We start from the raw sequence: 20,873 nt of genomic DNA, 5'->3' as shown, positions 1-20,873 counted from the left end.
AAATAACGCGATAACATCACCGCAAACGCATATCGTTTGCGGTCGCTGTGTGGCTGCTCGCCTGACGAGTGCTTATTTTCAGGGGTATTTTAGAACATGGCAGAAAAACAAACCGCGAAAAGGAATCGTCGCGAAGAAATACTTCAGTCTCTGGCGCTAATGCTGGAATCCAGTGATGGAAGCCAACGCATTACCACAGCGAAACTGGCGGCATCTGTCGGCGTTTCTGAAGCCGCGCTGTACCGTCATTTTCCCAGCAAAACGCGCATGTTCGATAGCCTGATTGAGTTTATCGAAGATAGTCTGATTACCCGCATTAACCTGATATTAAAAGATGAGAAAGACACCACTGCGCGCCTGCGTCTGATTGTGCTGCTGATCCTCGGTTTTGGCGAGCGTAACCCAGGCCTGACGCGCATTATGACCGGGCACGCGCTGATGTTCGAACAGGATCGTCTCCAGGGGCGTATTAACCAGTTGTTTGAACGCATTGAAGCGCAGCTGCGACAGGTTCTGCGCGAGCGGAAAATGCGTGAAGGTGAAGGCTACACACACGACGAAACCCTGCTGGCGAGCCAGCTACTGGCGTTTTGCGAAGGTATGCTGTCACGCTTTGTACGCAGCGAATTTAAATACAGCCCGACCGAAGATTTCGAAACCCGCTGGCCGTTGCTGGCCGCCCAATTGCAATGATCCCCATGCAGCCCTTTGTGGCTGCATTCTCATTTCTGCGCACTCTGTGAAAATGCCCAACGGAATTCGTTGAGATGCCAGATGTCGCCACGCCCAACATTTTCTAGTCTCCCTCAGGCAGTATCTTTCCACCTAAGCCAAATCATCTTATAAATCCCCTACAAACAAGGAGAGACCGGATGGCAACATCTCGTCGGGAACTGCTAAAGCTGAGCGGCATCGCCACCGCGTCGTTATTACTCAGTCAAAAAAGCATCGCCGCGTGGGCACCCTCTGCACGTTACCCTGATCCCAGCATTGTCGCGCTGGATGACAGCTTCCGTGACTACATGGTTGCCAGTGCCAAAGTTGAGCAAATCGCGACGGGCTGCCGCTGGGCGGAAGGCCCGGTCTGGTTTGGCGACACCCGCATGCTGCTGTGGAGCGATATTCCGAATAACGCGGTCATGTGCTGGGATGAAACAACGGGGACAACCCGTGTTTTTCGTAAGCCCTCGAATAATGCCAACGGTCATGCTCGTGACAGGCAAGGCAGGTTAATCAGTTGCGAACATGATACCCGTCGCATTACACGTACCGAATACGACGGCACTATTACAGTGCTGGCGGACAGTTTCGAAGGCAAGCCGCTCAATTCACCTAACGATATCGCCGTAAAGTCGGATGGCTCAATCTGGTTCACCGATCCGCCGTTCGGCATCGCCGGATTCTATGAAGGTCATAAAGCCACGCCGCAACTGCCGCAGAATGTCTATCGCCTCGATCCGGAGACACGCAAGCTGGAAGTGATGCTGGGAGACGTTCGCGGCCCGAACGGGATTTGTTTCTCCGCTGATGAAAAAACGTTGTATGTGGTGGAAAGTCGCGCCACACCAAACCGTCTCATCCTGGCATGGGATATTGTGGGCAATCAGTTACAGAATAAGCGGGTGCATATTGATTGTGGCAACGGAACCGCCGACGGTATCGCCATCGATGTGCAGGGTAACTTGTGGTGCGGCTGGGGCATGGGTACCGACGAACTGGACGGTGTGCGGATTTTCAACCCGCAAGGCAAAGCGATTGGTATGATCCATCTGCCGGAACGCTGCGCCAATCTCTGCTTCGGCGGCGAGCAGCGTAATCGTCTGTTCATGGCAGCCAGCACCTCGGTCTACTCACTGTATGTAAACACGCAAGGCGCAAAACTGCTGTAAAACTGGCCCGGCAACGTTTGCCGGGCGCTTCCTCAAACGCCATATTGCTCGCGATAAGCACGAACAGACGCCAGATGATCGGCCATTTCGGGTTTCTCTTCCAGGTAAGCAATCAGGTCTTTCAGCGTGATGATAGAAATCACCTGGCAACCGTAGTCGCGCTCCACTTCCTGAATAGCAGAAATATCGGCACGGCCCCGTTCCTGGCGATCCAGAGAAATCAACACACCGGCCAGCGTCGCGCCGTTAGCCTGAATAATCTCCATCGACTCGCGAATGGCAGTTCCGGCGGTGATCACATCATCCACCAGCATCACGCGGCCCTGCAACGCGCTCCCGACCAGGTTACCGCCTTCACCATGATCTTTGGCTTCTTTACGGTTAAAACAGTAAGGCACATCACGCTCGTGATGTTCCGCCAGCGCGACCGCCGTGGTCGTCGCAATAGGAATGCCCTTGTAAGCCGGGCCAAACAGCAGGTCAAAATCAATGCCGGAATCCACCAGCGCCTCGGCATAAAAACGCCCTAACAGCGCCAGATCACGCCCGGTATTAAACAGCCCGGCGTTGAAGAAATAGGGGCTTTTACGCCCGGATTTCAGCGTAAATTCGCCAAACTTCAATACCTGTTTGTTAAGCGCAAATTCAATAAACTGACGCTGATACGCTTTCATGGATCCGCTCCTCATCTCACTTTTTACAGACAAAAAAAAGGGCGACATCGTCGCCCTTAGTAACTAGTTCGCCAGCGCCGCTTTCTGCGTCGCAATAATCGATTCGATCCCCCCTCTGGCCAGCGCCAGCAGGGTAAGTAGCTCTTCATGGGAGAACGGCTCGCCTTCCGCCGTACCCTGCACTTCAATCATACGGCCATCTTCTGTCATCACCACGTTCATATCGGTTTCGGCGGCAGAGTCTTCAACATACTCAAGATCGCAAACCGCCTCGCCATTCACGATGCCTACAGAGACCGCCGCCACCATACCTTTCATCGGGTTGGTTTTCAGCTTACCGGCAGCAACCAGTTTATTCAGTGCATCGGCCAGTGCCACACAAGCACCAGTAATAGACGCGGTACGGGTACCGCCATCAGCCTGAATAACATCGCAGTCGAGGGTGATGGTGAATTCACCCAGCGCGTTCAGATCAACCGCAGCGCGCAGAGCGCGCGCAATCAGACGCTGGATTTCCATAGTGCGACCACCCTGCTTCCCTTTCGCCGCTTCGCGGGCGTTTCGGGTATGCGTGGAACGCGGCAACATACCATATTCGGCGGTGATCCAGCCCTGGCCCTGGCCTTTCAGAAAACGCGGCACGCCCTCTTCAATGGAGGCGGTGCACAGCACTTTGGTATCACCAAATTCAACCAGCACGGAGCCTTCAGCGTGTTTTGTGTAATTACGGGTCAGGGTGACTGGGCGCACCTGAGTGGCGCTACGGCCTGCTGGACGCATGATGATTTCTCCGGCTTTTCGAATGTGGCTGCGCATTATACTGGCTTACCGTGGTTATTCCTATCCTGATAAGGCCACGAAAGCTATAATCCCCGCATCTCTCTTTAAAAACGGGAACGTCTATGATCCGCAGTATGACCGCCTACGCCCGGCGTGAAATCAAGGGTGAATGGGGCTCTGCCTCCTGGGAACTGCGCTCGGTTAACCAGCGTTATCTGGAAACCTACTTCCGCCTGCCGGAGCAATTCCGTAGCCTCGAACCGGTCGTCCGGGAACGTCTCCGTACCCGCCTGACCCGCGGTAAAGTCGAATGCAATCTGCGCTTTGAACCGGATGCCAGCGCCCAGGGCGAGCTGATCCTGAATGAAAAACTGGCGAAACAGCTGGTGAACGCAGCGAACTGGGTAAAAATGCAGAGTGACGAAGGGGAAATCAACCCGGTCGATATTCTGCGCTGGCCTGGCGTAATGGCGGCTCAGGAGCAGGATCTGGATGCGATTGCCACACAGCTCCTCGCGGCACTGGATGGTGCGCTGGATGACTTTATCATCGCCCGCGAAACCGAAGGTCAGGCGCTGAAAAGCCTGATTGAACAGCGTCTGGAAGGCGTAAGCAATGAAGTTACCAAAGTCCGGGCCCATATGCCGGAAATCCTGCAATGGCAGCGCGATCGTCTGGTGGCCAAGCTGGAAGAAGCGCAGGTGCAGCTTGAGAACAACCGCCTCGAGCAGGAGCTGGTGCTGATGGCGCAGCGTATTGACGTGGCTGAAGAGTTGGACCGTCTCGAGGCTCATGTGAAAGAGACCTACAACATCCTCAAGAAAAAAGAAGCCGTCGGCCGCCGCCTCGACTTTATGATGCAAGAGTTCAACCGTGAGTCGAACACGCTGGCATCCAAGTCTATCAACGCAGAAGTGACCAATTCTGCGATTGAACTGAAAGTGCTGATCGAGCAAATGCGCGAGCAGATCCAGAACATTGAATAACTGTTAGCAACGCACATCAACACTCAAGAAAGCCCGCGACATTGCGGGCTTTTTTATTATGAGCTATTACGACAAAACACATCGATATGGTAAAAATCCCGCAATTTATACGCTGCTCATTTGCTGTGGGGCAGAATGGCCATAACCACCAGCAGGAGTGATACCTGGCAATCAGATGGGCTTATTCGCAAACTACATGTGTATGCTCAGCGCTATTCCTGCTCCGTGTTGAGCATTTTTTGCGCTGGGCGGGATGTTTTAGGTAACTGTCTAACGCATTCAGGTCGCAGTTTGAGCGCAAAATAGATACCCATCGTTCGCATTGTGAGACTTAAGTGCCGAACAACGTACAGCCAATCTCACTCGTCATTCCACTCCCCATTATCGGGATGTAAGAGGCTGATGATTCATCATCAGATCCAACGCTGACTAATACTGATAAAAGACCCATAAGCGCTCTATTTATTATCGCTTAAGCTTTATTAACCTTCCAAATCCGGCCATAAAAAACTGAGACTGAAAAAGGGAACTTAATCCATTTTGGTCAAGCAGATAGACATAATCCCCTTCAACATCCATTAGAAAATCTTATCCGAAACGTTTTTCCTTAGAAATTCTCAATCGCGCTGTCACACCCGAATCGCTACCCTGCGGCCTCTGATCACGGGGGCGATATGCTGTTACATGTTCTTTATCTTATTGGCATCACGGCCGAAGCAATGACCGGCGCACTGGCGGCGGGCCGTCGGCGGATGGACACGTTCGGGGTGATTATTATTGCCACCGCTACAGCGCTTGGCGGCGGCTCGGTACGGGATATCCTGCTTGGCCATTACCCGCTTGGTTGGGTGCAGCACCCGGAATACGTCATTATCGTTGCCGTTGCGGCGGTGCTTACCACCCTGTTCGCACCCGTCATGCCGCACCTGCGCCGCCTGTTTTTGGTTCTGGATGCACTCGGTCTGGTGGTATTTTCCATTATTGGTGCCCAGGTTGCCCTGGATATGGGCGAAGGCCCGGTAATTGCAACTATCGCCGCCGTGGTGACCGGTGTGTTTGGCGGTGTGCTGCGCGATATGTTTTGTAAACGTATTCCGCTGGTTTTCCAAAAAGAGCTCTATGCAGGGATCGCCTTCGCCGCCGCCGTGCTCTATATCAGCCTTGGCCATTTTGTCTCCAGCCATGATGCCGTTGTAATTGCCACGCTGTTGTTTGGTTTCACGGCTCGACTGCTGGCCATCCGCTGGAAACTCGGTTTGCCGGTATTTCACTACCAACACAGTACTCACTGAAACGCTGCAATCCCTTGCGCTCCAAGCCATGTCGCCAGCTGTTCGATCGCTGGCGCATGCGTAAAGGTGATAATTTGCCGGGCCTTTTCAACGCCAACAGCCGGTAATCGCTGCCAGGCGACTTCATCCCGCTCCTGCACTTGACGCCAGTGTGTATCGCTGGCCGCTTTAAGTGCTGACTGCGGCAACGGCGCGCCCAATGCCTGTAGCCAGCGGATAAACGGGCGATCCCGCACTAACGAAAAACGATGCCACAGTTGTAGTCCGCGTGCAGGTGAGATACCGGGTGTCGACTGCAGTTGTTCCTTCGTTAGCGCCAGCCAGGAAAAAAGGTGTTCAAAGCGGTGAGCCTGATGCAATGCACGCCATCCACTCTCTCCCAGCCCTTCAATCCCCAGCCCTCTTGCGGAACTCAGCCACACCAACCGGGCGATAAACTGCTCCTGGCAGGCAGGAGAAGCATAAAAGCAGCTCAGCGGGGTAAAGCGGGCTTCTGGCGGCATGGGTTTTTCCCGCACCACACTGCGCCACACGACATGATTAATACGTGGAATGCCTTGTCCGGCAAGGCTGACGGAAATCTGATCCCCTGGTGCAAGATCCAGCAACTGCCATCGACTTATGGAACCGACATTCACCCGCTGCACACGTTTATCATCAAGCTGCACGGGTTCCAGCAGTGCGACGACGGAGATTTTCCCCGTGCGGCCCACAGCAAACTCAACCCCATTGACCACCGCAACCTTCTCAACCGCATCATATTTCCAGGCCGCTACCCACTCCCCGCCGCCAGGCAGCCACTCTTTTCCGTTCGGTTCCGTCCCTGCTCGTACGACCACACCGTCGGTGACAAATGGCAACGGCGCAGTAAACCAGGCTGTGCGTAAACGCTCAACATCCTGCACACTGGCTACTGCCACGCTATAACGCTGCGTCAGCTCAAACCCGGCTTTTGTCAGCAACGCCGCTTTGTGCGTGAGTGATGCAGGGCCATCCGGCCAGGCCCAGACAAAAAAGCCCAGCTCATGAAGTAAAGAAGAGTCTTTATGGCTCATCATCGCTCCCGCCACCTTCGCGCGGGCATTCAGCCCACCGGCCTCTTTCTGCACATGCCCCACGCGGCGTAGAAACAGCTCGCCCTGTAAAACACTGTCTGCCAGTGCACCGCTCACCTGGCTGGGAATCGCAGGGATGGCGTTCACTTTTGCCGTCCAGTCCTCACCCGCCAGACCATCTCCGCGGCTGATTGCTTTAAAAAGCCTGCCCTGACGATAGATAAGTGTTACCGCGACGCCGTCCACCTTTGGCTGCGCCCAAAGATCCTGCTTCCCCGTCATCCACTGCTGCAATGCCTGCTTATCGGCCAGTTTCCGCACCCCGGTATGCGCCACAGGATGTTTCACATTGCCGCGAGGCAGCGTGGGCTGCGCACTGGCTGGCTGTAGATCAAAACAGCGTTGCCACTGCGCCAGCTTTGCGCTGAGTTGATCGTAAACCTGGTCGCTAACGCGACTTGCACCCTGTGACCAATACGCCTCATTCCATTGCGTAATCTGCTTTTGCAGTCGGCTTACCTCTTCCTGCGCCCGTGATGGTGACCAGACAGGGCACGTCGCCAGGCTAAATGCGCTCCATAGCAACAGACACACTGTTATTACGGCTCTTCTCCACATTGCTTTCTCCTTGTGTTAGCGCAGCCGTTATAGCGTTGCCTGAGGGAGCTTTTCGAGGGGTAAAAGGGGCGATTGCGAGGTCACTTCCGGCAATTCATCGCCGCAATGAAAATTTGCAGACATATCAGGAAAGCAGTACGCGAAATGCCATCCTCAGGGGGAAAAAGTGTGACAAAAGCTACGTCGCATAGCCTTGATGTGTATAATAGGCACGTATGTAAGTTTCCTTTCGCAATTCACATACAAAAGACTCTCATGGCTCAAGGCACGCTATATATTGTTTCCGCCCCCAGCGGCGCGGGTAAATCAAGCCTCATCCAGGCTTTGCTGAAAACCCAACCGTTATACGACACACAGGTTTCTGTTTCGCACACCACGCGCGCGCCGCGTCCTGGTGAAGTGCACGGTGAACACTATTTCTTTGTTAATCATGATGAGTTTAAATCCATGATCGGCGAAGACGCGTTTCTTGAGCATGCAGAGGTATTTGGTAATTATTACGGTACCTCGCGCGCCACCATCGAACAGGTATTGTCTACCGGCGTGGACGTATTTCTTGATATCGACTGGCAGGGCGCGCAACAAATTCGCACACGTATGCCGCAAGCACGCAGTATCTTTATCCTGCCGCCGTCTAAAGTGGAACTGGATCGTCGCCTGCGCGGGCGCGGCCAGGACAGCGAAGAGGTAATAGCGAAACGTATGGCGCTGGCAGTTGCGGAAATGAGCCATTACGCGGAATATGATTACCTTATTGTGAATGATGATTTCGATACCGCCCTCGGCGATTTGAAAACCATTATTCGGGCTGAACGTCTGCGCATGGGCCGTCAAAAGCAGCGACATGACGCTTTAATCAGCAAACTATTGGCAGACTGAACCTGGTTTCAGTATGATGCCCAGTCATTTCTTCACCTGTGGAGCATTTTAAGTATGGCACGCGTAACTGTTCAGGACGCTGTAGAGAAAATTGGTAACCGTTTTGACCTGGTACTGGTCGCCGCGCGTCGCGCTCGTCAGATGCAGGTTGGCGGTAAAGATCCGCTGGTACCGGAAGAAAACGATAAAACCACCGTTATCGCGCTGCGTGAAATCGAAGAAGGTCTGATCAACAACCAGATCCTCGACGTACGTGAGCGCCAGGAGCAGCAAGAGCAGGAAGCCGCAGAACTGCAGGCCGTCACCGCCATTGCTGAAGGTCGTCGTTAATTAATCCTGCAGGTCACCCTTGTATCTGTTTGAAAGCCTGAATCAGCTGATTCAAAACTATCTGCCTGAAGACCAGATCAAGCGTCTCAGGCAGGCGTATCTCGTTGCACGTGACGCTCACGAGGGCCAGACACGTTCAAGCGGTGAACCCTACATCACGCACCCTGTTGCAGTGGCTTGCATTCTGGCCGAGATGAAACTCGACCACGAAACGCTGATGGCCGCGCTTCTGCATGACGTGATTGAAGATACCCCGGCCACATACCAGGACATGGAGCAGCTGTTTGGCAAAAGCGTTGCCGAACTGGTGGAAGGGGTATCCAAGCTTGATAAGCTCAAGTTTCAGGATAAGAAAGAAGCGCAGGCTGAAAACTTCCGCAAGATGATCATGGCGATGGTGCAAGACATCCGCGTCATTCTGATTAAACTTGCCGACCGCACCCACAATATGCGCACGCTGGGCTCACTTCGCCCGGACAAACGTCGTCGTATTGCCCGCGAAACTCTCGAAATCTACAGTCCGCTGGCGCACCGTTTAGGTATTCATCACATCAAAACCGAGCTGGAAGAGCTTGGCTTTGAAGCGTTGTACCCGAACCGTTTCCGCGTGATTAAAGAAGTGGTTAAAGCCGCACGCGGCAACCGCAAAGAGATGATTCAGAAAATCCTCTCAGAAATCGAAGGACGTTTACAGGAAGCGGGCATTCCTTGCCGGGTAAGCGGGCGTGAGAAACACCTTTACTCCATCTACTGCAAGATGGTGCTGAAAGAGCAGCGATTTCACTCCATCATGGATATCTACGCCTTCCGCGTCATTGTCCACGATCTGGATACCTGCTACCGCGTCCTCGGCCAGATGCACAGCTTGTATAAGCCGCGTCCAGGTCGCGTTAAAGACTACATCGCCATTCCCAAGGCTAACGGCTATCAGTCCCTGCACACCTCAATGATTGGCCCGCACGGCGTGCCGGTTGAGGTGCAGATCCGTACTGAAGATATGGATCAAATGGCAGAGATGGGGGTTGCCGCACACTGGGCGTATAAAGAGCACGGTGAAAGCAGTACCACGGCGCAAATCCGTGCGCAGCGCTGGATGCAAAGTTTGCTGGAATTGCAGCAGAGCGCCGGAAGTTCATTCGAATTTATCGAGAGCGTTAAATCTGATCTCTTCCCCGATGAGATTTATGTTTTCACCCCGGAAGGCCGTATTGTTGAACTGCCTGCGGGCGCGACGCCGGTGGATTTCGCCTACGCGGTGCACACCGATATCGGCCATGCCTGTGTTGGCGCGCGCGTCGACCGCCAGCCTTACCCCCTGTCGCAGTCACTCTCCAGTGGCCAGACAGTAGAAATTATCACTGCACCGGGCGCCCGCCCGAATGCCGCCTGGCTGAACTTTGTGGTCAGCTCGAAAGCCCGCGCCAAGATCCGCCAGATGCTGAAAAATCTCAAGCGAGATGACTCGGTCAGTCTTGGCCGTCGTCTGCTGAACCATGCGCTGGGCGGTAGCCGTAAACTGGCGGAGATCCCGCAGGAACATATTCAGCGCGAACTGGACCGTATGAAACTGGCCGCGCTGGACGATCTGTTAGCGGAAATCGGCTTGGGCAACGCCATGAGCGTCGTCGTCGCCAAAAACCTGCAACAAGGCGAAGCGGTGTCTGCTGCGCAAGCGCCGGCCAGCAACGGCAGCAGCGGTCATTTGCCGATTAAAGGCGCAGACGGCGTGCTTATCACCTTCGCCAAATGCTGCCGACCGATCCCAGGTGATCCGATTGTCGCTCATGTAAGCCCAGGTAAAGGGTTGGTTATCCACCATGAATCCTGCCGTAACATTCGTGGCTATCAGAAAGAAGCCGAGAAGTTTATGGCCGTGGAGTGGGATAAAGAGACCGCGCAGGAATTTATTACCGAGATCAAGGTGGATATGTTCAACCACCAGGGAGCGCTGGCAAACCTGACTGCCGCCATCAATACCGCCTCTTCCAATATTCAAAGCCTGAATACGGAAGAGAAAGATGGCCGCGTGTACAGCGCTTTCATCCGTCTCACGGCGCGCGACCGCGTTCACCTGGCGAATATCATGCGTAAAATTCGTGTGATGCCAGACGTGATTAAAGTCACCCGTAACCGAAACTGATTTATGAATTCTCAGCGTTATGCGCGTATCCGCGAGATGCTCGCCAGGCGTCAGCCTGACCTGACCGTCTGTATGGAGCAGGTGCACAAACCTCATAACGTCTCTGCGATTATCCGTACCGCGGACGCTGTCGGCGTGCATGAAGTTCATGCCGTCTGGCCAGGTAATCGCATGCGAACCATGGCGTCATCAGCCGCAGGCAGCAACAGTTGGGTGGAAGTCAAAACCCACCGCACCATTGGCGACGCCGTAAACGTGCTGAAATCTCAGGGTATGCAGATCCTTGCAACCAATCTGTCTGCCAAAGCCGTCGATTTTCGCGAGATCGATTATACCCGTCCAACCTGCATCCTGATGGGCCAGGAAAAAACGGGGATCACTCAGCAAGCGTTGGATCTGGCGGATCAGGACATTATCATTCCGATGATCGGCATGGTGCAGTCACTAAACGTCTCCGTTGCTTCCGCATTGATCCTCTATGAAGCGCAGCGCCAGCGGCAAAACGCGGGCATGTACCAGCGTGAAAACAGCATGCTGCCAGACGCAGAGCAACAACGCTTGCTGTTCGAAGGCGGCTATCCTGTACTGGCGAGAGTCGCGAAACGCAAAGGTCTGGCTTACCCTCATGTGAATGCTGAGGGTGAAATCGAAGCCGATCCGACATGGTGGGCCACCATGCAGGCGGCAGGCTAACCGTATGAAAGGCCGCCTGCTCGACGCTATCCCGCTCAATACGCTGACCGGCGTCGGCGCGGCGCAGAGCAATAAGCTGGCAAAAATCGGCCTGCATACCGTTCAGGATCTCCTGCTTCACCTGCCACTGCGCTACGAAGATCGCACGCACCTTTACCCCATTGCCGACCTGCTGCCGGGCGTTTATGCCACGGTGGAAGGCGAAGTGCTGAACTGTAACATTACCTTCGGCGGTCGCCGAATGATGACCTGCCAGATCAGCGACGGCTCCGGCATTCTCACCATGCGCTTTTTTAACTTCAACGCGGCAATGAAAAATAGCCTTGCGACGGGTCGCCGCGTACTGGCCTACGGTGAGGCAAAACGCGGAAAGTATGGCGCAGAGATGATCCACCCTGAGTACCGTATTCAGGGCGATCTCAGTATGCCGGATTTACAGGAAACGCTGACGCCGGTTTACCCGACGACCGAAGGCGTGAAGCAGGCGACGCTACGTAAACTGACTGAACAGGCGCTGGATTTGCTGGCGACCTGCGCTATCAGCGAGCTACTGCCGCCGGAGCTGGCACAAGGCATGATGAGCCTGCCAGACGCCCTGCGCACACTTCATCGCCCACCGCCAACCATGCAGCTCAGCGATCTGGAGAGCGGTCAACATCCGGCGCAAAAGCGTTTAATTCTTGAAGAGCTACTGGCGCATAACCTCAGCATGCTGGCATTGCGCGCCGGAGCACAGCGTTATCATGCGCAACCGCTCGCGGCTAAAGATGAACTTAAGCAGCGCTTGCTCGCCTCCCTGCCGTTTAAACCGACCGGCGCACAGGAACGCGTTGTGGCGGAGATTGAGCGTGATATGGCGCTGGATATGCCCATGATGCGCCTCGTGCAGGGCGACGTTGGCTCGGGTAAAACGCTGGTTGCCGCCCTCGCGGCTTTACGAGCCATCGCAAATGGCAAACAAGTTGCGATGATGGCGCCGACCGAACTGCTCGCAGAGCAGCACGCCAATAATTTTCGCACCTGGTTTGCGCCACTCGGCGTAGAAGTGGGCTGGCTGGCGGGCAAACAGAAAGGCAAAGCCAGGCTGGCGCAGCAGGAGGCGATTGCCAGCGGCCAGGTACAGATGATCGTCGGTACACATGCCATTTTCCAGGAACAAGTGCAGTTTAACGGCCTTGCGCTGGTGATCATCGATGAACAACACCGTTTTGGTGTGCATCAGCGTCTGGCGCTGTGGGAGAAGGGTCAACAGCAGGGCTTTCACCCGCATCAGTTGATCATGACCGCCACGCCCATTCCACGCACGCTGGCAATGACCGCTTATGCTGACCTGGACACCTCAGTCATTGACGAATTGCCACCGGGACGCACACCGGTCACTACTGTCGCCATTCCGGATACCCGCCGTAACGACATCATCGATCGTGTGCGCAATGCCTGCACCGACGAAGGTCGCCAGGCGTACTGGGTCTGTACACTGATTGAAGAGTCAGATCTGCTGGAAGCGCAGGCTGCGGAAGCCACCTGGGAAGAACTGAAACTGGCTCTGCCTGAACTGAACGTCGGGCTGGTTCATGGGCGCATGAAGCCAGCAGAAAAACAGTCAGTGATGCAGGCGTTCAAGCAGGGCGAGTTACATTTACTGGTCGCCACAACGGTAATTGAAGTGGGCGTAGATGTACCGAACTCCAGCCTGATGATTATAGAGAACCCGGAACGTCTCGGTCTTGCGCAACTCCACCAGCTGCGTGGACGCGTCGGTCGCGGTGCCGTGGCCTCACATTGTGTGCTGCTGTATAAATCTCCCTTATCGAAAACCGCACAGAAGCGCCTACAGGTCCTGCGCGACAGCAATGATGGTTTTGTCATTGCGCAAAAAGATCTGGAGATTCGCGGCCCCGGTGAACTGCTCGGCACCCGGCAGACCGGCAATGCGGAATTCAAAGTCGCCGATCTGCTGCGTGACCAGGCCATGATCCCGGAAGTCCAGCGCACCGCACGACACATTCATGAGCGCTATCCTCAGCTGGCTGAAGCCCTGATCGACCGCTGGATGCCGGAAACAGAACGTTACTCGAACGCCTGATTTTTAGAACCGAATCCCGTAAAAACCACCCCTTTTAGAAAAGTATGTTTTTAACATAGCAACCGTTTGCTTTTACCAAACAGTCCGATAAAATCACCGCTTTTCCATCAGGGGATTGCTTGAGATGTCCGTTAACACCATCGAGTCCGAAAGTGCGCAACCGGTTGCGCAGACTCAACCCAGCGAACTGATCTACCGTCTGGAAGACCGCCCGCCGCTGCCGCAGACCCTGTTTGCCGCCTTGCAGCACCTGCTGGCGATGTTTGTCGGCGTTATCACGCCCGCACTGCTTATCTGCCAGGCGCTGGGGTTACCGGCTCAGGACACTCAGCACATTATCAGCATGTCGCTGTTCGCCTCCGGCGTCGCATCCATCATTCAGATCAAAGCCTGGGGGCCGGTTGGCTCCGGTCTGCTGTCGATTCAGGGCACCAGTTTTAACTTTGTAGCACCGCTGATTATGGGCGGTACCGCGCTGAAAACCGGCGGCGCGGATGTGCCAACCATGATGGCAGCGCTGTTTGGTACCCTGATGCTGGCCAGTTGCACTGAGATGATCATTTCCCGCATTCTGCCGCTGGCGCGCCGTATTATTACGCCGCTGGTTTCCGGCGTAGTGGTGATGATTATTGGTTTGTCGCTGATTCAGGTCGGCCTGACCTCAGTGGGCGGTGGCTTTGCCGCGATGGGCAACCACACCTTCGGCGCGCCGAAAAATCTGCTGCTGGCAGGCGTAGTGCTGGCGATCATTATTCTGCTTAACCGCCAGCGTAACCCTTACCTGCGCATTGCATCGCTGGTGATCGCTATGGCGGCGGGTTATGTACTGGCAATGATGATGGGAATGCTGCCAGACTATACCGCCCCGGCGGATAAATTTATGGTGCCGACGCCGCTCTATTACGGCCTGAGCATTGACTGGAGCCTGCTGCTGCCTCTGATGCTGGTGTTTATGATCACCTCGCTGGAAACCATTGGTGACATCACGGCCACGTCGGATGTCTCTGAGCAACCCGTTGCCGGCCCGCTCTATATGAAGCGTCTGAAAGGCGGCGTACTGGCAAACGGCCTCAACTCATTTGTTTCAGCAGTGTTTAACACCTTCCCGAATTCCTGCTTTGGTCAGAACAACGGGGTGATCCAGTTGACTGGCGTCGCCAGCCGCTATATCGGTTTTTTCGTGGCGCTGATGCTGATAGTGCTTGGCCTGTTCCCGGCGGTCAGCGCTTTTGTTCAGCAGTTGCCTGAGCCGGTACTGGGTGGTGCGACACTGGTGATGTTCGGCACGATTGCCGCCTCTGGCGTACGTATTGTCTCCCGAGAGCCGCTAAACCGCCGCGCGATCATGATTATTGCGCTGTCGCTGGCCGTTGGCCTTGGCGTCTCTCAACAGCCACAGATCCTGCAGTTCGCGCCGGACTGGCTGAAAAACCTGCTCTCCTCCGGTATTGCCGCAGGTGGCATCACCGCGATTGTGCTGAATCTGATTTTTCCTGCAGAGAAAAACTGATTTCTCCACGGCAACGGGGGATCTCCCCGTTGCCGCCGTTACCTCCATTCATCATTCCGCCCTTGAGCATTGCGCATAAATCATGCAAAACTGCCTGACTGACACTTGGGGGATGGAAGATCATGAAATTTATTGGAAAGCTGCTCCTTGTCGTCGTTACCCTCCTGCTGGTGGCGATTGTGGCCGCTTATTTTTTGCTACAAACCCGCTGGGGCGCGACGCAGGTCAGTCAATGGGTCAATGAAAACAGCGACTATCACCTGACCTTTGAAGCGATGGACCACCGCTTCTCTTCCCCCTCTCACGTGCTGCTTAAAAGTGTTAATTTTGGTCGTAAAGGTCAGCCGGCGACACTGGTTGCGAAACGTGTCGACATCGGCCTCAGCAGCCGCCAGCTCACTGATCCACTGCATGCCGATGCCATCCTGCTCCAGGACGGCACCCTGAACCTTTCTGCCGCCGCCGCGCCGCTACCTTTCCAGGCTGATCGCCTGCAGCTCAGTAATATGGCCTTTAACAGCCCGGCCACGGGCTGGGATCTCAGTGCGCAACGGGTGACAGGCGGCGTCGCGCCCTGGCAGCCGGTCGCTGGCAATGTGCTCGGCAGTAAAGCGCAGATCCAGATGAGTGCCGGTTCGCTGACGTTAAACGGTGTTCCCGCCAGTAATGTATTAATTCAGGGCAGTATTAATAAAGATGTGGTTACGCTAACCACCATCGGCGCGGATATGGCCCGCGGTTCGTTGACGGGCGACGCGCAACGCAATGCCGACGGCAGTTGGGTGGTGAATAACCTGCGTCTGAACGATATCCGCCTGCAGAGTGACAAATCCCTGCTCGATTTCTTTCGCCCTCTGCTGACATTGCCGTCATTGCAGATTGGCCGCGTCGATGTTACCGATGCGCGCCTGCAGGGACCAGGATGGGCTGTCACCGATCTTGACCTCAATTTGCGCAACCTCACGCTGGCAGGCGGCGACTGGAAAAGTGAAGATGGCAGGCTGTCGATGAATGCGTCCGAATTCATTTACGGCTCGCTGCATCTGTTCGATCCGATCCTCAATGCCACGTTTTCCCCGCAAGAGATTGCGTTACAGCAGTTCACCTCTCGCTGGGAAAATGGCATGGTGCGCACTTCCGGCAACTGGTACCGTGCGGGCCATGCCCTGGTGCTGGACGATGCCGTCTTCGCCGGGCTGGAATATACGTTGCCGGAAAACTGGAAACAGTTGTGGATGGATGAACTACCGACATGGCTCAACAGTGTGATGCTAAAGAAATTCAGCGCCAGCCGTAACCTGGTGATTGATATTGATCCCGCGTTCCCCTGGCAACTGACCGCGCTGGATGGCTACGGTGATAACCTGCAACTGGCTCGCGATCGCCAGTGGGGCGTCTGGGGTGGCACCATGAAGCTGAACGCCGCCGCCGGGACGTTTAATCGCGTCGATGTACGCCGCCCGTCGTTGGCCCTTAACGCCAACAGCAGTTCAGTCAATATTACCGAACTGAGCGCCTTTACCGGCCAGGGTTTGCTGGAAGCCACCGCCGTCGCATCGCAAACACCGGAACGCACTGTTCGCATCAGTCTGAATGGCCGCGGTGTACCGGTCAATATTCTGCAAGAGTGGGGCTGGCCAGCACTGCCGATTAACGGTGATGGCAATCTGCAACTGACAGCCAGCGGCAATGTCAGCGCAAACACGCCGCTGAAACCAACGGTAAACGGTGAGCTGCAGGTCATTAACGCGCAAAAACAGCAAATAAAACATAGTATGCACGCAGGTGTCGTCTCCGGTAGCTTAGTTGCACCTCCTCCGGCAGATCCTACGCAATCATCTTCGCCTCAACCTTCCCCCTGAAAGAAGAGCGATGAAACCCACGCCCGCCCTGCCCTCTCGCCTCACAGGGAGGAGAACAGGGCGGGGAGGGTCACAGCGTAATCTGAATCTTACTTTCCTGCGGCATGATCACCACTCCCAGTTCGCTTCCAGACTGCGTAGCCCCTTGCACTCCGGTTATCTGTGTAATATTGCGCAGACACAGCGTCCAGTTACGGCTTTCACCTTCAGCTTGAACGCGAATCACGCCGTTTTCACGTCTCGCCCGCAGCCAAAAAATCACCACACCGTTAGCGTCTGTAACTTCGCACAGCGCTTCACGCCCTTCATCCAGCGCAAATAACTGGAAGGCAGTGCCTTCGTGCCAGGCGTAATCCGGGCGCTGATCGTTATTGCCCATCGCCAGGAGTGTGTTGTCGCGCACATAGACCGGCAGACTCAGCACGTCATGGCACTGTTTATGCCAACGGCTACCCTTCAGTACATCGTTATGCCACAGATGCGTCCAGCGCCCTTCCGGCAGATAAAACTGCACGTCACCCGCCTCGCTAAACACTGGCGCCACCAGCAGCGCATCGCCCAGCATGTACTGGCGGTCGAGGTAATCACAGGCAGGATCGTCCGGGAAGGAAAGCATCATGGCGCGCATCATCGGTGTGCCGCGCTCGTGCGCCACAACGGCCTGGCGGTAAAGGTACGGCATCAGGCGGCATTTCAGTTGCGTGAAGTGACGCACCACATCACAGGACTCTTCGTCGTAAGCCCACGGCACGCGGTAAGATTTGCTGCCATGCAGCCGGCTATGGCTGGAAAGCAAACCGAACGCGCACCAGCGTTTATAAACATGAGCAGGCGCGGTATTTTCGAACCCGCCGATATCGTGACTCCAGAAACCAAAACCAGACAGACCAATCGAGAGCCCACCGCGCAGGCTTTCCGCCATCGATTCGTAATTAGCGTAGCAGTCGCCGCCCCAGTGCACCGGGAACTGTTGCGCGCCAACGGAGGCCGAACGGGCAAACAACACCGCATCCTGCTCGCCGACTATTTCTTTCATCACTTTCCACACCAGTTCGTTATAGATGTAGGCATAGTGGTTGTGCATCTTCTGCGGACACGCGCCGTTATGCCATACCACATCGGTCGGTATGCGCTCGCCAAAGTCGGTCTTGAAACAGTCGACCCCCATCGCCATCAGGCCTTTGAGTTTATCGGCGTACCACTGGCAGGCTTCCGGGTTGGTGAAGTCGTAAATCGCCAGCCCCGGCTGCCACTTATCCCATTGCCACAGCGAACCATCAGCGCGTTTTAACAGGTAGCCTTTCTCTTTTACTTGCTGAAATACCGGAGATTTCTGACCGATATAGGGGTTTATCCAGACGCAGACTTTCAGACCGCGTGCTTTCAGCCGCGCGATCATTCCTTGCGGATCGGGGAACGTCACCGGGTCCCACTCAAAATCGCACCACTGAAAGGCCTTCATCCAGAAGCAGTCGAAATGAAACACGTGCAGCGGCAACTGGCGTTCTGCCATACCATCGATAAAACGGTTCACCGTCGCTTCGTCGTAATCGGTGGTAAACGAGGTGGTCAGCCACAGGCCAAAAGACCAGGCGGGAGGCAGCGCCGGACGGCCGGTAAATTGCGTATAGCGGTTCAACACAGCCTGGGGCGTCGGGCCATCAATCACAAAGTACTCCAGGTACTCGCCCTCAACGCTGAACTGCACTTTGGACACCTTCTCGGAGCCGATTTCAAACTCCACCGCTTGCGGGTGATTGACCAGCACACCGTAGCCCCGGTTGGTGAGATAGAATGGAATATTCTTGTAAGATTGCTCAGTGCTCGTGCCGCCATCGCGATTCCAGGTTTCCACCATCTGGCCGTTACGTACCAGCGCGGTAAACCGCTCACCAAGGCCATAAACCGTTTCGCCAACGCCCAAATCCAGCCTTTCGAACACGTAATTACGGCCGCTGTGGTTATCCTGCACATAGCCATTGTTCTTTAATTGGCTACCGGTAATCCGCACGCCGTTACGCAGAAAATCAAGCGCCCAGTTTTCGCCTTTGCCCACGCGCACGCTCAATACGCCGCTTTGCAGTTCGGCAAACTCCTCGGTATTACGTATCTCAACCTTCACGTTCTGCGAACGGTTCAATGGGAAGTGCGGGCCGTTATCCATCGCGCCCTGAAAATGCTCAAGGCGCACACCAATAACGCCTTCCTGCGGCGAGAAGAATCGCAATGTAAACAGAGGCGTGTCCAGTTGCCAGGTGCGCTCGCGCACATCGCGTGGTGCGGCATATACCACCATCTCATTGCCCTGTTGTTCAACCTCGAACACCTGAATGGGCTGGATTAAAGTCAGCCCCGGCTGTATCAACCAGTTACCGTCACTGATTTTCATGTATGACTCCTTACAGTAATTCTTCCCGTGTTGAGACGTTGCCAGACCCGTACTGCGTGCGGTGCTCACCCCGCGCCAGTTGCGCCATTATCGATGTCAGGAATGGCGTTCGGAGGGTGTAATAGCGTTTGGCAATAAAGGCACTGAGCAGGTAGCAGACCGCCGGAACCAGCGTGAAAAGCGCAATGATGATGCTAATGGTGGTGCTGTTCTGGGTTTGTGCAGCGGCGTTATAGCCACCCCCCGCCAGTGCCCAGCCAATCAACGCACCACCCAGCGCAAGGCCGAGTTTCAGCACAAACAAGGTGCCCGCAAAACTGATGCCGGTGAGACGTTTACCGTTGCGCCATTCACCGTAATCAACGGTATCGGACATCATCACCCACTGGATTGGCGTGACCAACTGATGTAGCACCCCAATCACGAAGATGAAGATAAACATCGTGATGCTGGCTTCGATCGGTACAAAGAACATGGCCACACTGAGCACGGTAAGCGCGGCGTTGGTCCACCAAAAAATGGTGACTTTGCACTTCCAGTCGGTCAGCGGTTTGGCAAGGGCGCTGCCGATCAAGTTGCCAACGCAGTAAGTCGTAAGGAAAGCGGTAAAGATGGCGGCATCGCCCATAATCCAGGTGACGTAATACATCATTGCCCCGCCGCGCACGCACACCGCCAGGATATTCAGGATGGTGAGCAAGCCGACGATGCGCCATTGATCGTTCTGCCAGATATCGCGCAGGTCTTCACGCATGGCGGTGGTGCTCGGTGGAGCCTGAATACGCTCTTTGGTCGTAAAGAAGCAGAACGCCAGCATCATAAAGGCGACAACGGAGAGCACTGCAATGCCGCCCTGGAAGCCGACGACTTTGTCTTCGCCGCCAATCAGTTTCACCAGCGGCATCATCAGCACGGTAGAGAGCATGCCGCCTGCAGTCGCCAGCACAAAGCGCCAGGATTGCAGCGAGATACGCTGTTGCGGATCGTTGGTGATAACCCCGCCAAGGGCGCAGTAAGGAATATTCACCACGGTGTAAAGCAGAGTGAGTAACGTATAAGTTACAGCGGCATAGAGCATTTTACCGCTCATGCTGAGATCCGGCGTGCTGTATGCAAGTACGCAGACCACGCCAAACGGCAGTGCGCCAAAGATAATCCACGGGCGGAACTTACCCCAGCGGCTCCGCGTGCGGTCGGCAATCAGCCCCATGCATGGGTCGGATATGGCATCTAACGCACGCGCCAGTAAGAACATGGTGCCAACAAAACCGGCAGGAATGCCGAAGATATCGGTATAGAAAAACATCATGTACAGCATTACGTTATCAAAAACGATATGGCTGGCGGCATCACCCATTCCGTAGCCAATCTTTTCTTTTACAGAAATAATCTGACTGTCCATTTTTGTTTCCTTAACGCCTGAAAAGTAAGCGGAGTGCGGCTTCAGACGTTGTAAACGATCATTTTCCAGGCGGAAATTGCGTTTTCTGGTTATCAGATTACGATTCTTCTTTTCTGTGATCGTGGTTCCTTTCACGATGCAAAAAATCTAACCATCGGAAAATATGAGGATTTATCTTAAACAGGGGTTTGTAGCACCCGCACAACGAGAAAATTTATGGTGGGGGTATGTGGTAAATGCATGAAAGTAGCTATAATGCGCCCCGCCTCCATGTAGCAATGCAGGCGC

General features: G+C 54.9%; 16 protein-coding genes. 11 read left to right on the top strand and 5 right to left on the bottom strand.

Annotated elements, in window-relative coordinates:
• The first annotated feature begins 96 nt into the window (after positions 1–96).
• Both slmA and ACUY4S_RS00555 read left to right on the top strand, forming a co-directional pair.
• Complete coding sequence (gene slmA / locus ACUY4S_RS00560) at positions 97–693, top strand: nucleoid occlusion factor SlmA (RefSeq protein WP_312690166.1); 597 nt, start codon at positions 97–99, stop codon at positions 691–693.
• Between the two features lie 179 nt (positions 694–872).
• Positions 873–1,889 carry an SMP-30/gluconolactonase/LRE family protein gene (locus ACUY4S_RS00555; RefSeq protein WP_458022993.1) on the top strand — a complete coding sequence of 339 codons (1,017 nt, stop codon included), beginning with the start codon at positions 873–875 and terminating at the stop codon, positions 1,887–1,889.
• Positions 1,890–1,921: 32 nt separating this feature from the next.
• Here the strand turns inward: ACUY4S_RS00555 and pyrE are convergent, their stop codons facing one another.
• Both pyrE and rph read right to left on the bottom strand, forming a co-directional pair.
• Positions 1,922–2,563 carry an orotate phosphoribosyltransferase gene (gene pyrE, locus ACUY4S_RS00550; protein WP_312690170.1) on the bottom strand — a complete coding sequence of 214 codons (642 nt, stop codon included), beginning with the start codon at positions 2,561–2,563 and terminating at the stop codon, positions 1,922–1,924.
• 63 nt (positions 2,564–2,626) lie between these two features.
• The gene (rph, locus tag ACUY4S_RS00545) at positions 2,627–3,343 is read right to left on the bottom strand and encodes a ribonuclease PH (protein ID WP_312690172.1); all 717 of its coding nucleotides are present in this window, start codon (positions 3,341–3,343) and stop codon (positions 2,627–2,629) included.
• A 122-nt stretch (positions 3,344–3,465) separates the two neighbouring features.
• On the opposite strand from rph, the gene ACUY4S_RS00540 reads away from it, so the two are divergent.
• Both ACUY4S_RS00540 and ACUY4S_RS00535 read left to right on the top strand, forming a co-directional pair.
• On the top strand, positions 3,466–4,329 hold the full coding sequence (locus ACUY4S_RS00540) for a YicC/YloC family endoribonuclease (RefSeq protein ID WP_312690174.1): 864 nt from the start codon (positions 3,466–3,468) through the stop codon (positions 4,327–4,329).
• A 674-nt stretch (positions 4,330–5,003) separates the two neighbouring features.
• A complete protein-coding gene (locus ACUY4S_RS00535; RefSeq protein WP_312690176.1) occupies positions 5,004–5,621 on the top strand; it encodes a trimeric intracellular cation channel family protein in 618 nt (205 codons plus the stop codon).
• Here ACUY4S_RS00535 and ligB read toward each other — a convergent pair.
• Complete coding sequence (ligB, locus tag ACUY4S_RS00530; protein WP_458022994.1) at positions 5,615–7,294, bottom strand: NAD-dependent DNA ligase LigB; 1,680 nt, start codon at positions 7,292–7,294, stop codon at positions 5,615–5,617. The genes ACUY4S_RS00535 and ligB overlap by 7 nt on opposite strands.
• Positions 7,295–7,549: 255 nt before the next feature.
• Here ligB and gmk point away from each other — a divergent pair, with 255 nt between their 5' ends.
• The 7 genes from gmk to ACUY4S_RS00495 all read left to right on the top strand — a co-directional run bounded on the left by gmk (position 7,550) and on the right by ACUY4S_RS00495 (position 16,794).
• A complete protein-coding gene (gene gmk, locus ACUY4S_RS00525) occupies positions 7,550–8,173 on the top strand; it encodes a guanylate kinase (RefSeq protein ID WP_312690180.1) in 624 nt (207 codons plus the stop codon).
• Positions 8,174–8,227: 54 nt separating this feature from the next.
• Positions 8,228–8,503 carry a DNA-directed RNA polymerase subunit omega gene (gene rpoZ / locus ACUY4S_RS00520; protein WP_000135058.1) on the top strand — a complete coding sequence of 92 codons (276 nt, stop codon included), beginning with the start codon at positions 8,228–8,230 and terminating at the stop codon, positions 8,501–8,503.
• A gap of 19 nt (positions 8,504–8,522) precedes the next feature.
• Positions 8,523–10,643: a bifunctional GTP diphosphokinase/guanosine-3',5'-bis pyrophosphate 3'-pyrophosphohydrolase gene (gene spoT / locus ACUY4S_RS00515; protein WP_312690182.1), complete on the top strand. Its 2,121-nt coding sequence runs from the start codon at positions 8,523–8,525 to the stop codon at positions 10,641–10,643.
• A 3-nt stretch (positions 10,644–10,646) separates the two neighbouring features.
• On the top strand, positions 10,647–11,336 hold the full coding sequence (gene trmH / locus ACUY4S_RS00510) for a tRNA (guanosine(18)-2'-O)-methyltransferase TrmH (protein WP_312690184.1): 690 nt from the start codon (positions 10,647–10,649) through the stop codon (positions 11,334–11,336).
• Positions 11,337–11,340: 4 nt separating this feature from the next.
• Positions 11,341–13,422, top strand: coding sequence for an ATP-dependent DNA helicase RecG (gene recG / locus ACUY4S_RS00505; protein ID WP_458022995.1), 2,082 nt, complete (start codon positions 11,341–11,343; stop codon positions 13,420–13,422).
• A gap of 124 nt (positions 13,423–13,546) precedes the next feature.
• Complete coding sequence (locus ACUY4S_RS00500; RefSeq protein ID WP_312690188.1) at positions 13,547–14,932, top strand: uracil-xanthine permease family protein; 1,386 nt, start codon at positions 13,547–13,549, stop codon at positions 14,930–14,932.
• A 122-nt stretch (positions 14,933–15,054) separates the two neighbouring features.
• Positions 15,055–16,794 (top strand): AsmA family protein, encoded by a 1,740-nt coding sequence (locus ACUY4S_RS00495; protein ID WP_458022996.1) that lies wholly within the window; start codon positions 15,055–15,057, stop codon positions 16,792–16,794.
• Between the two features lie 70 nt (positions 16,795–16,864).
• Here the strand turns inward: ACUY4S_RS00495 and yicI are convergent, their stop codons facing one another.
• Positions 16,865–19,183: an alpha-xylosidase gene (gene yicI / locus ACUY4S_RS00490; RefSeq protein ID WP_458022997.1), complete on the bottom strand. Its 2,319-nt coding sequence runs from the start codon at positions 19,181–19,183 to the stop codon at positions 16,865–16,867.
• Between the two features lie 10 nt (positions 19,184–19,193).
• Positions 19,194–20,585: a glycoside-pentoside-hexuronide family transporter gene (locus ACUY4S_RS00485; protein WP_458022998.1), complete on the bottom strand. Its 1,392-nt coding sequence runs from the start codon at positions 20,583–20,585 to the stop codon at positions 19,194–19,196.
• Positions 20,586–20,873 lie beyond the last annotated feature (288 nt).

It is taken from the genome of Kosakonia beeri (genome assembly GCF_054165705.1).
Note: the sequence above shows the minus strand (reverse complement) of the source record. Positions and strands in the feature narration are given on the sequence as shown.

What these genes read in the sequence shown, in the direction of transcription:
- ACUY4S_RS00555 (WP_458022993.1), top strand. Translation starts at nt 873, where the DNA reads ATGGCAACATCTCGTCGGGAACTGCTAAAGCTGAGCGGCATCGCCACC.
- ACUY4S_RS00495 (WP_458022996.1), top strand. Translation starts at nt 15,055, where the DNA reads ATGAAATTTATTGGAAAGCTGCTCCTTGTCGTCGTTACCCTCCTGCTG.
- pyrE (WP_312690170.1), bottom strand. Translation starts at nt 2,563, where the DNA reads ATGAAAGCGTATCAGCGTCAGTTTATTGAATTTGCGCTTAACAAACAG.
- rph (WP_312690172.1), bottom strand. Translation starts at nt 3,343, where the DNA reads ATGCGTCCAGCAGGCCGTAGCGCCACTCAGGTGCGCCCAGTCACCCTG.
- trmH (WP_312690184.1), top strand. Translation starts at nt 10,647, where the DNA reads ATGAATTCTCAGCGTTATGCGCGTATCCGCGAGATGCTCGCCAGGCGT.
- recG (WP_458022995.1), top strand. Translation starts at nt 11,341, where the DNA reads ATGAAAGGCCGCCTGCTCGACGCTATCCCGCTCAATACGCTGACCGGC.
- ACUY4S_RS00500 (WP_312690188.1), top strand. Translation starts at nt 13,547, where the DNA reads ATGTCCGTTAACACCATCGAGTCCGAAAGTGCGCAACCGGTTGCGCAG.
- ACUY4S_RS00485 (WP_458022998.1), bottom strand. Translation starts at nt 20,585, where the DNA reads ATGGACAGTCAGATTATTTCTGTAAAAGAAAAGATTGGCTACGGAATG.
- yicI (WP_458022997.1), bottom strand. Translation starts at nt 19,183, where the DNA reads ATGAAAATCAGTGACGGTAACTGGTTGATACAGCCGGGGCTGACTTTA.
- slmA (WP_312690166.1), top strand. Translation starts at nt 97, where the DNA reads ATGGCAGAAAAACAAACCGCGAAAAGGAATCGTCGCGAAGAAATACTT.
- gmk (WP_312690180.1), top strand. Translation starts at nt 7,550, where the DNA reads ATGGCTCAAGGCACGCTATATATTGTTTCCGCCCCCAGCGGCGCGGGT.
- ACUY4S_RS00540 (WP_312690174.1), top strand. Translation starts at nt 3,466, where the DNA reads ATGATCCGCAGTATGACCGCCTACGCCCGGCGTGAAATCAAGGGTGAA.
- ACUY4S_RS00535 (WP_312690176.1), top strand. Translation starts at nt 5,004, where the DNA reads ATGCTGTTACATGTTCTTTATCTTATTGGCATCACGGCCGAAGCAATG.
- ligB (WP_458022994.1), bottom strand. Translation starts at nt 7,294, where the DNA reads ATGTGGAGAAGAGCCGTAATAACAGTGTGTCTGTTGCTATGGAGCGCA.
- rpoZ (WP_000135058.1), top strand. Translation starts at nt 8,228, where the DNA reads ATGGCACGCGTAACTGTTCAGGACGCTGTAGAGAAAATTGGTAACCGT.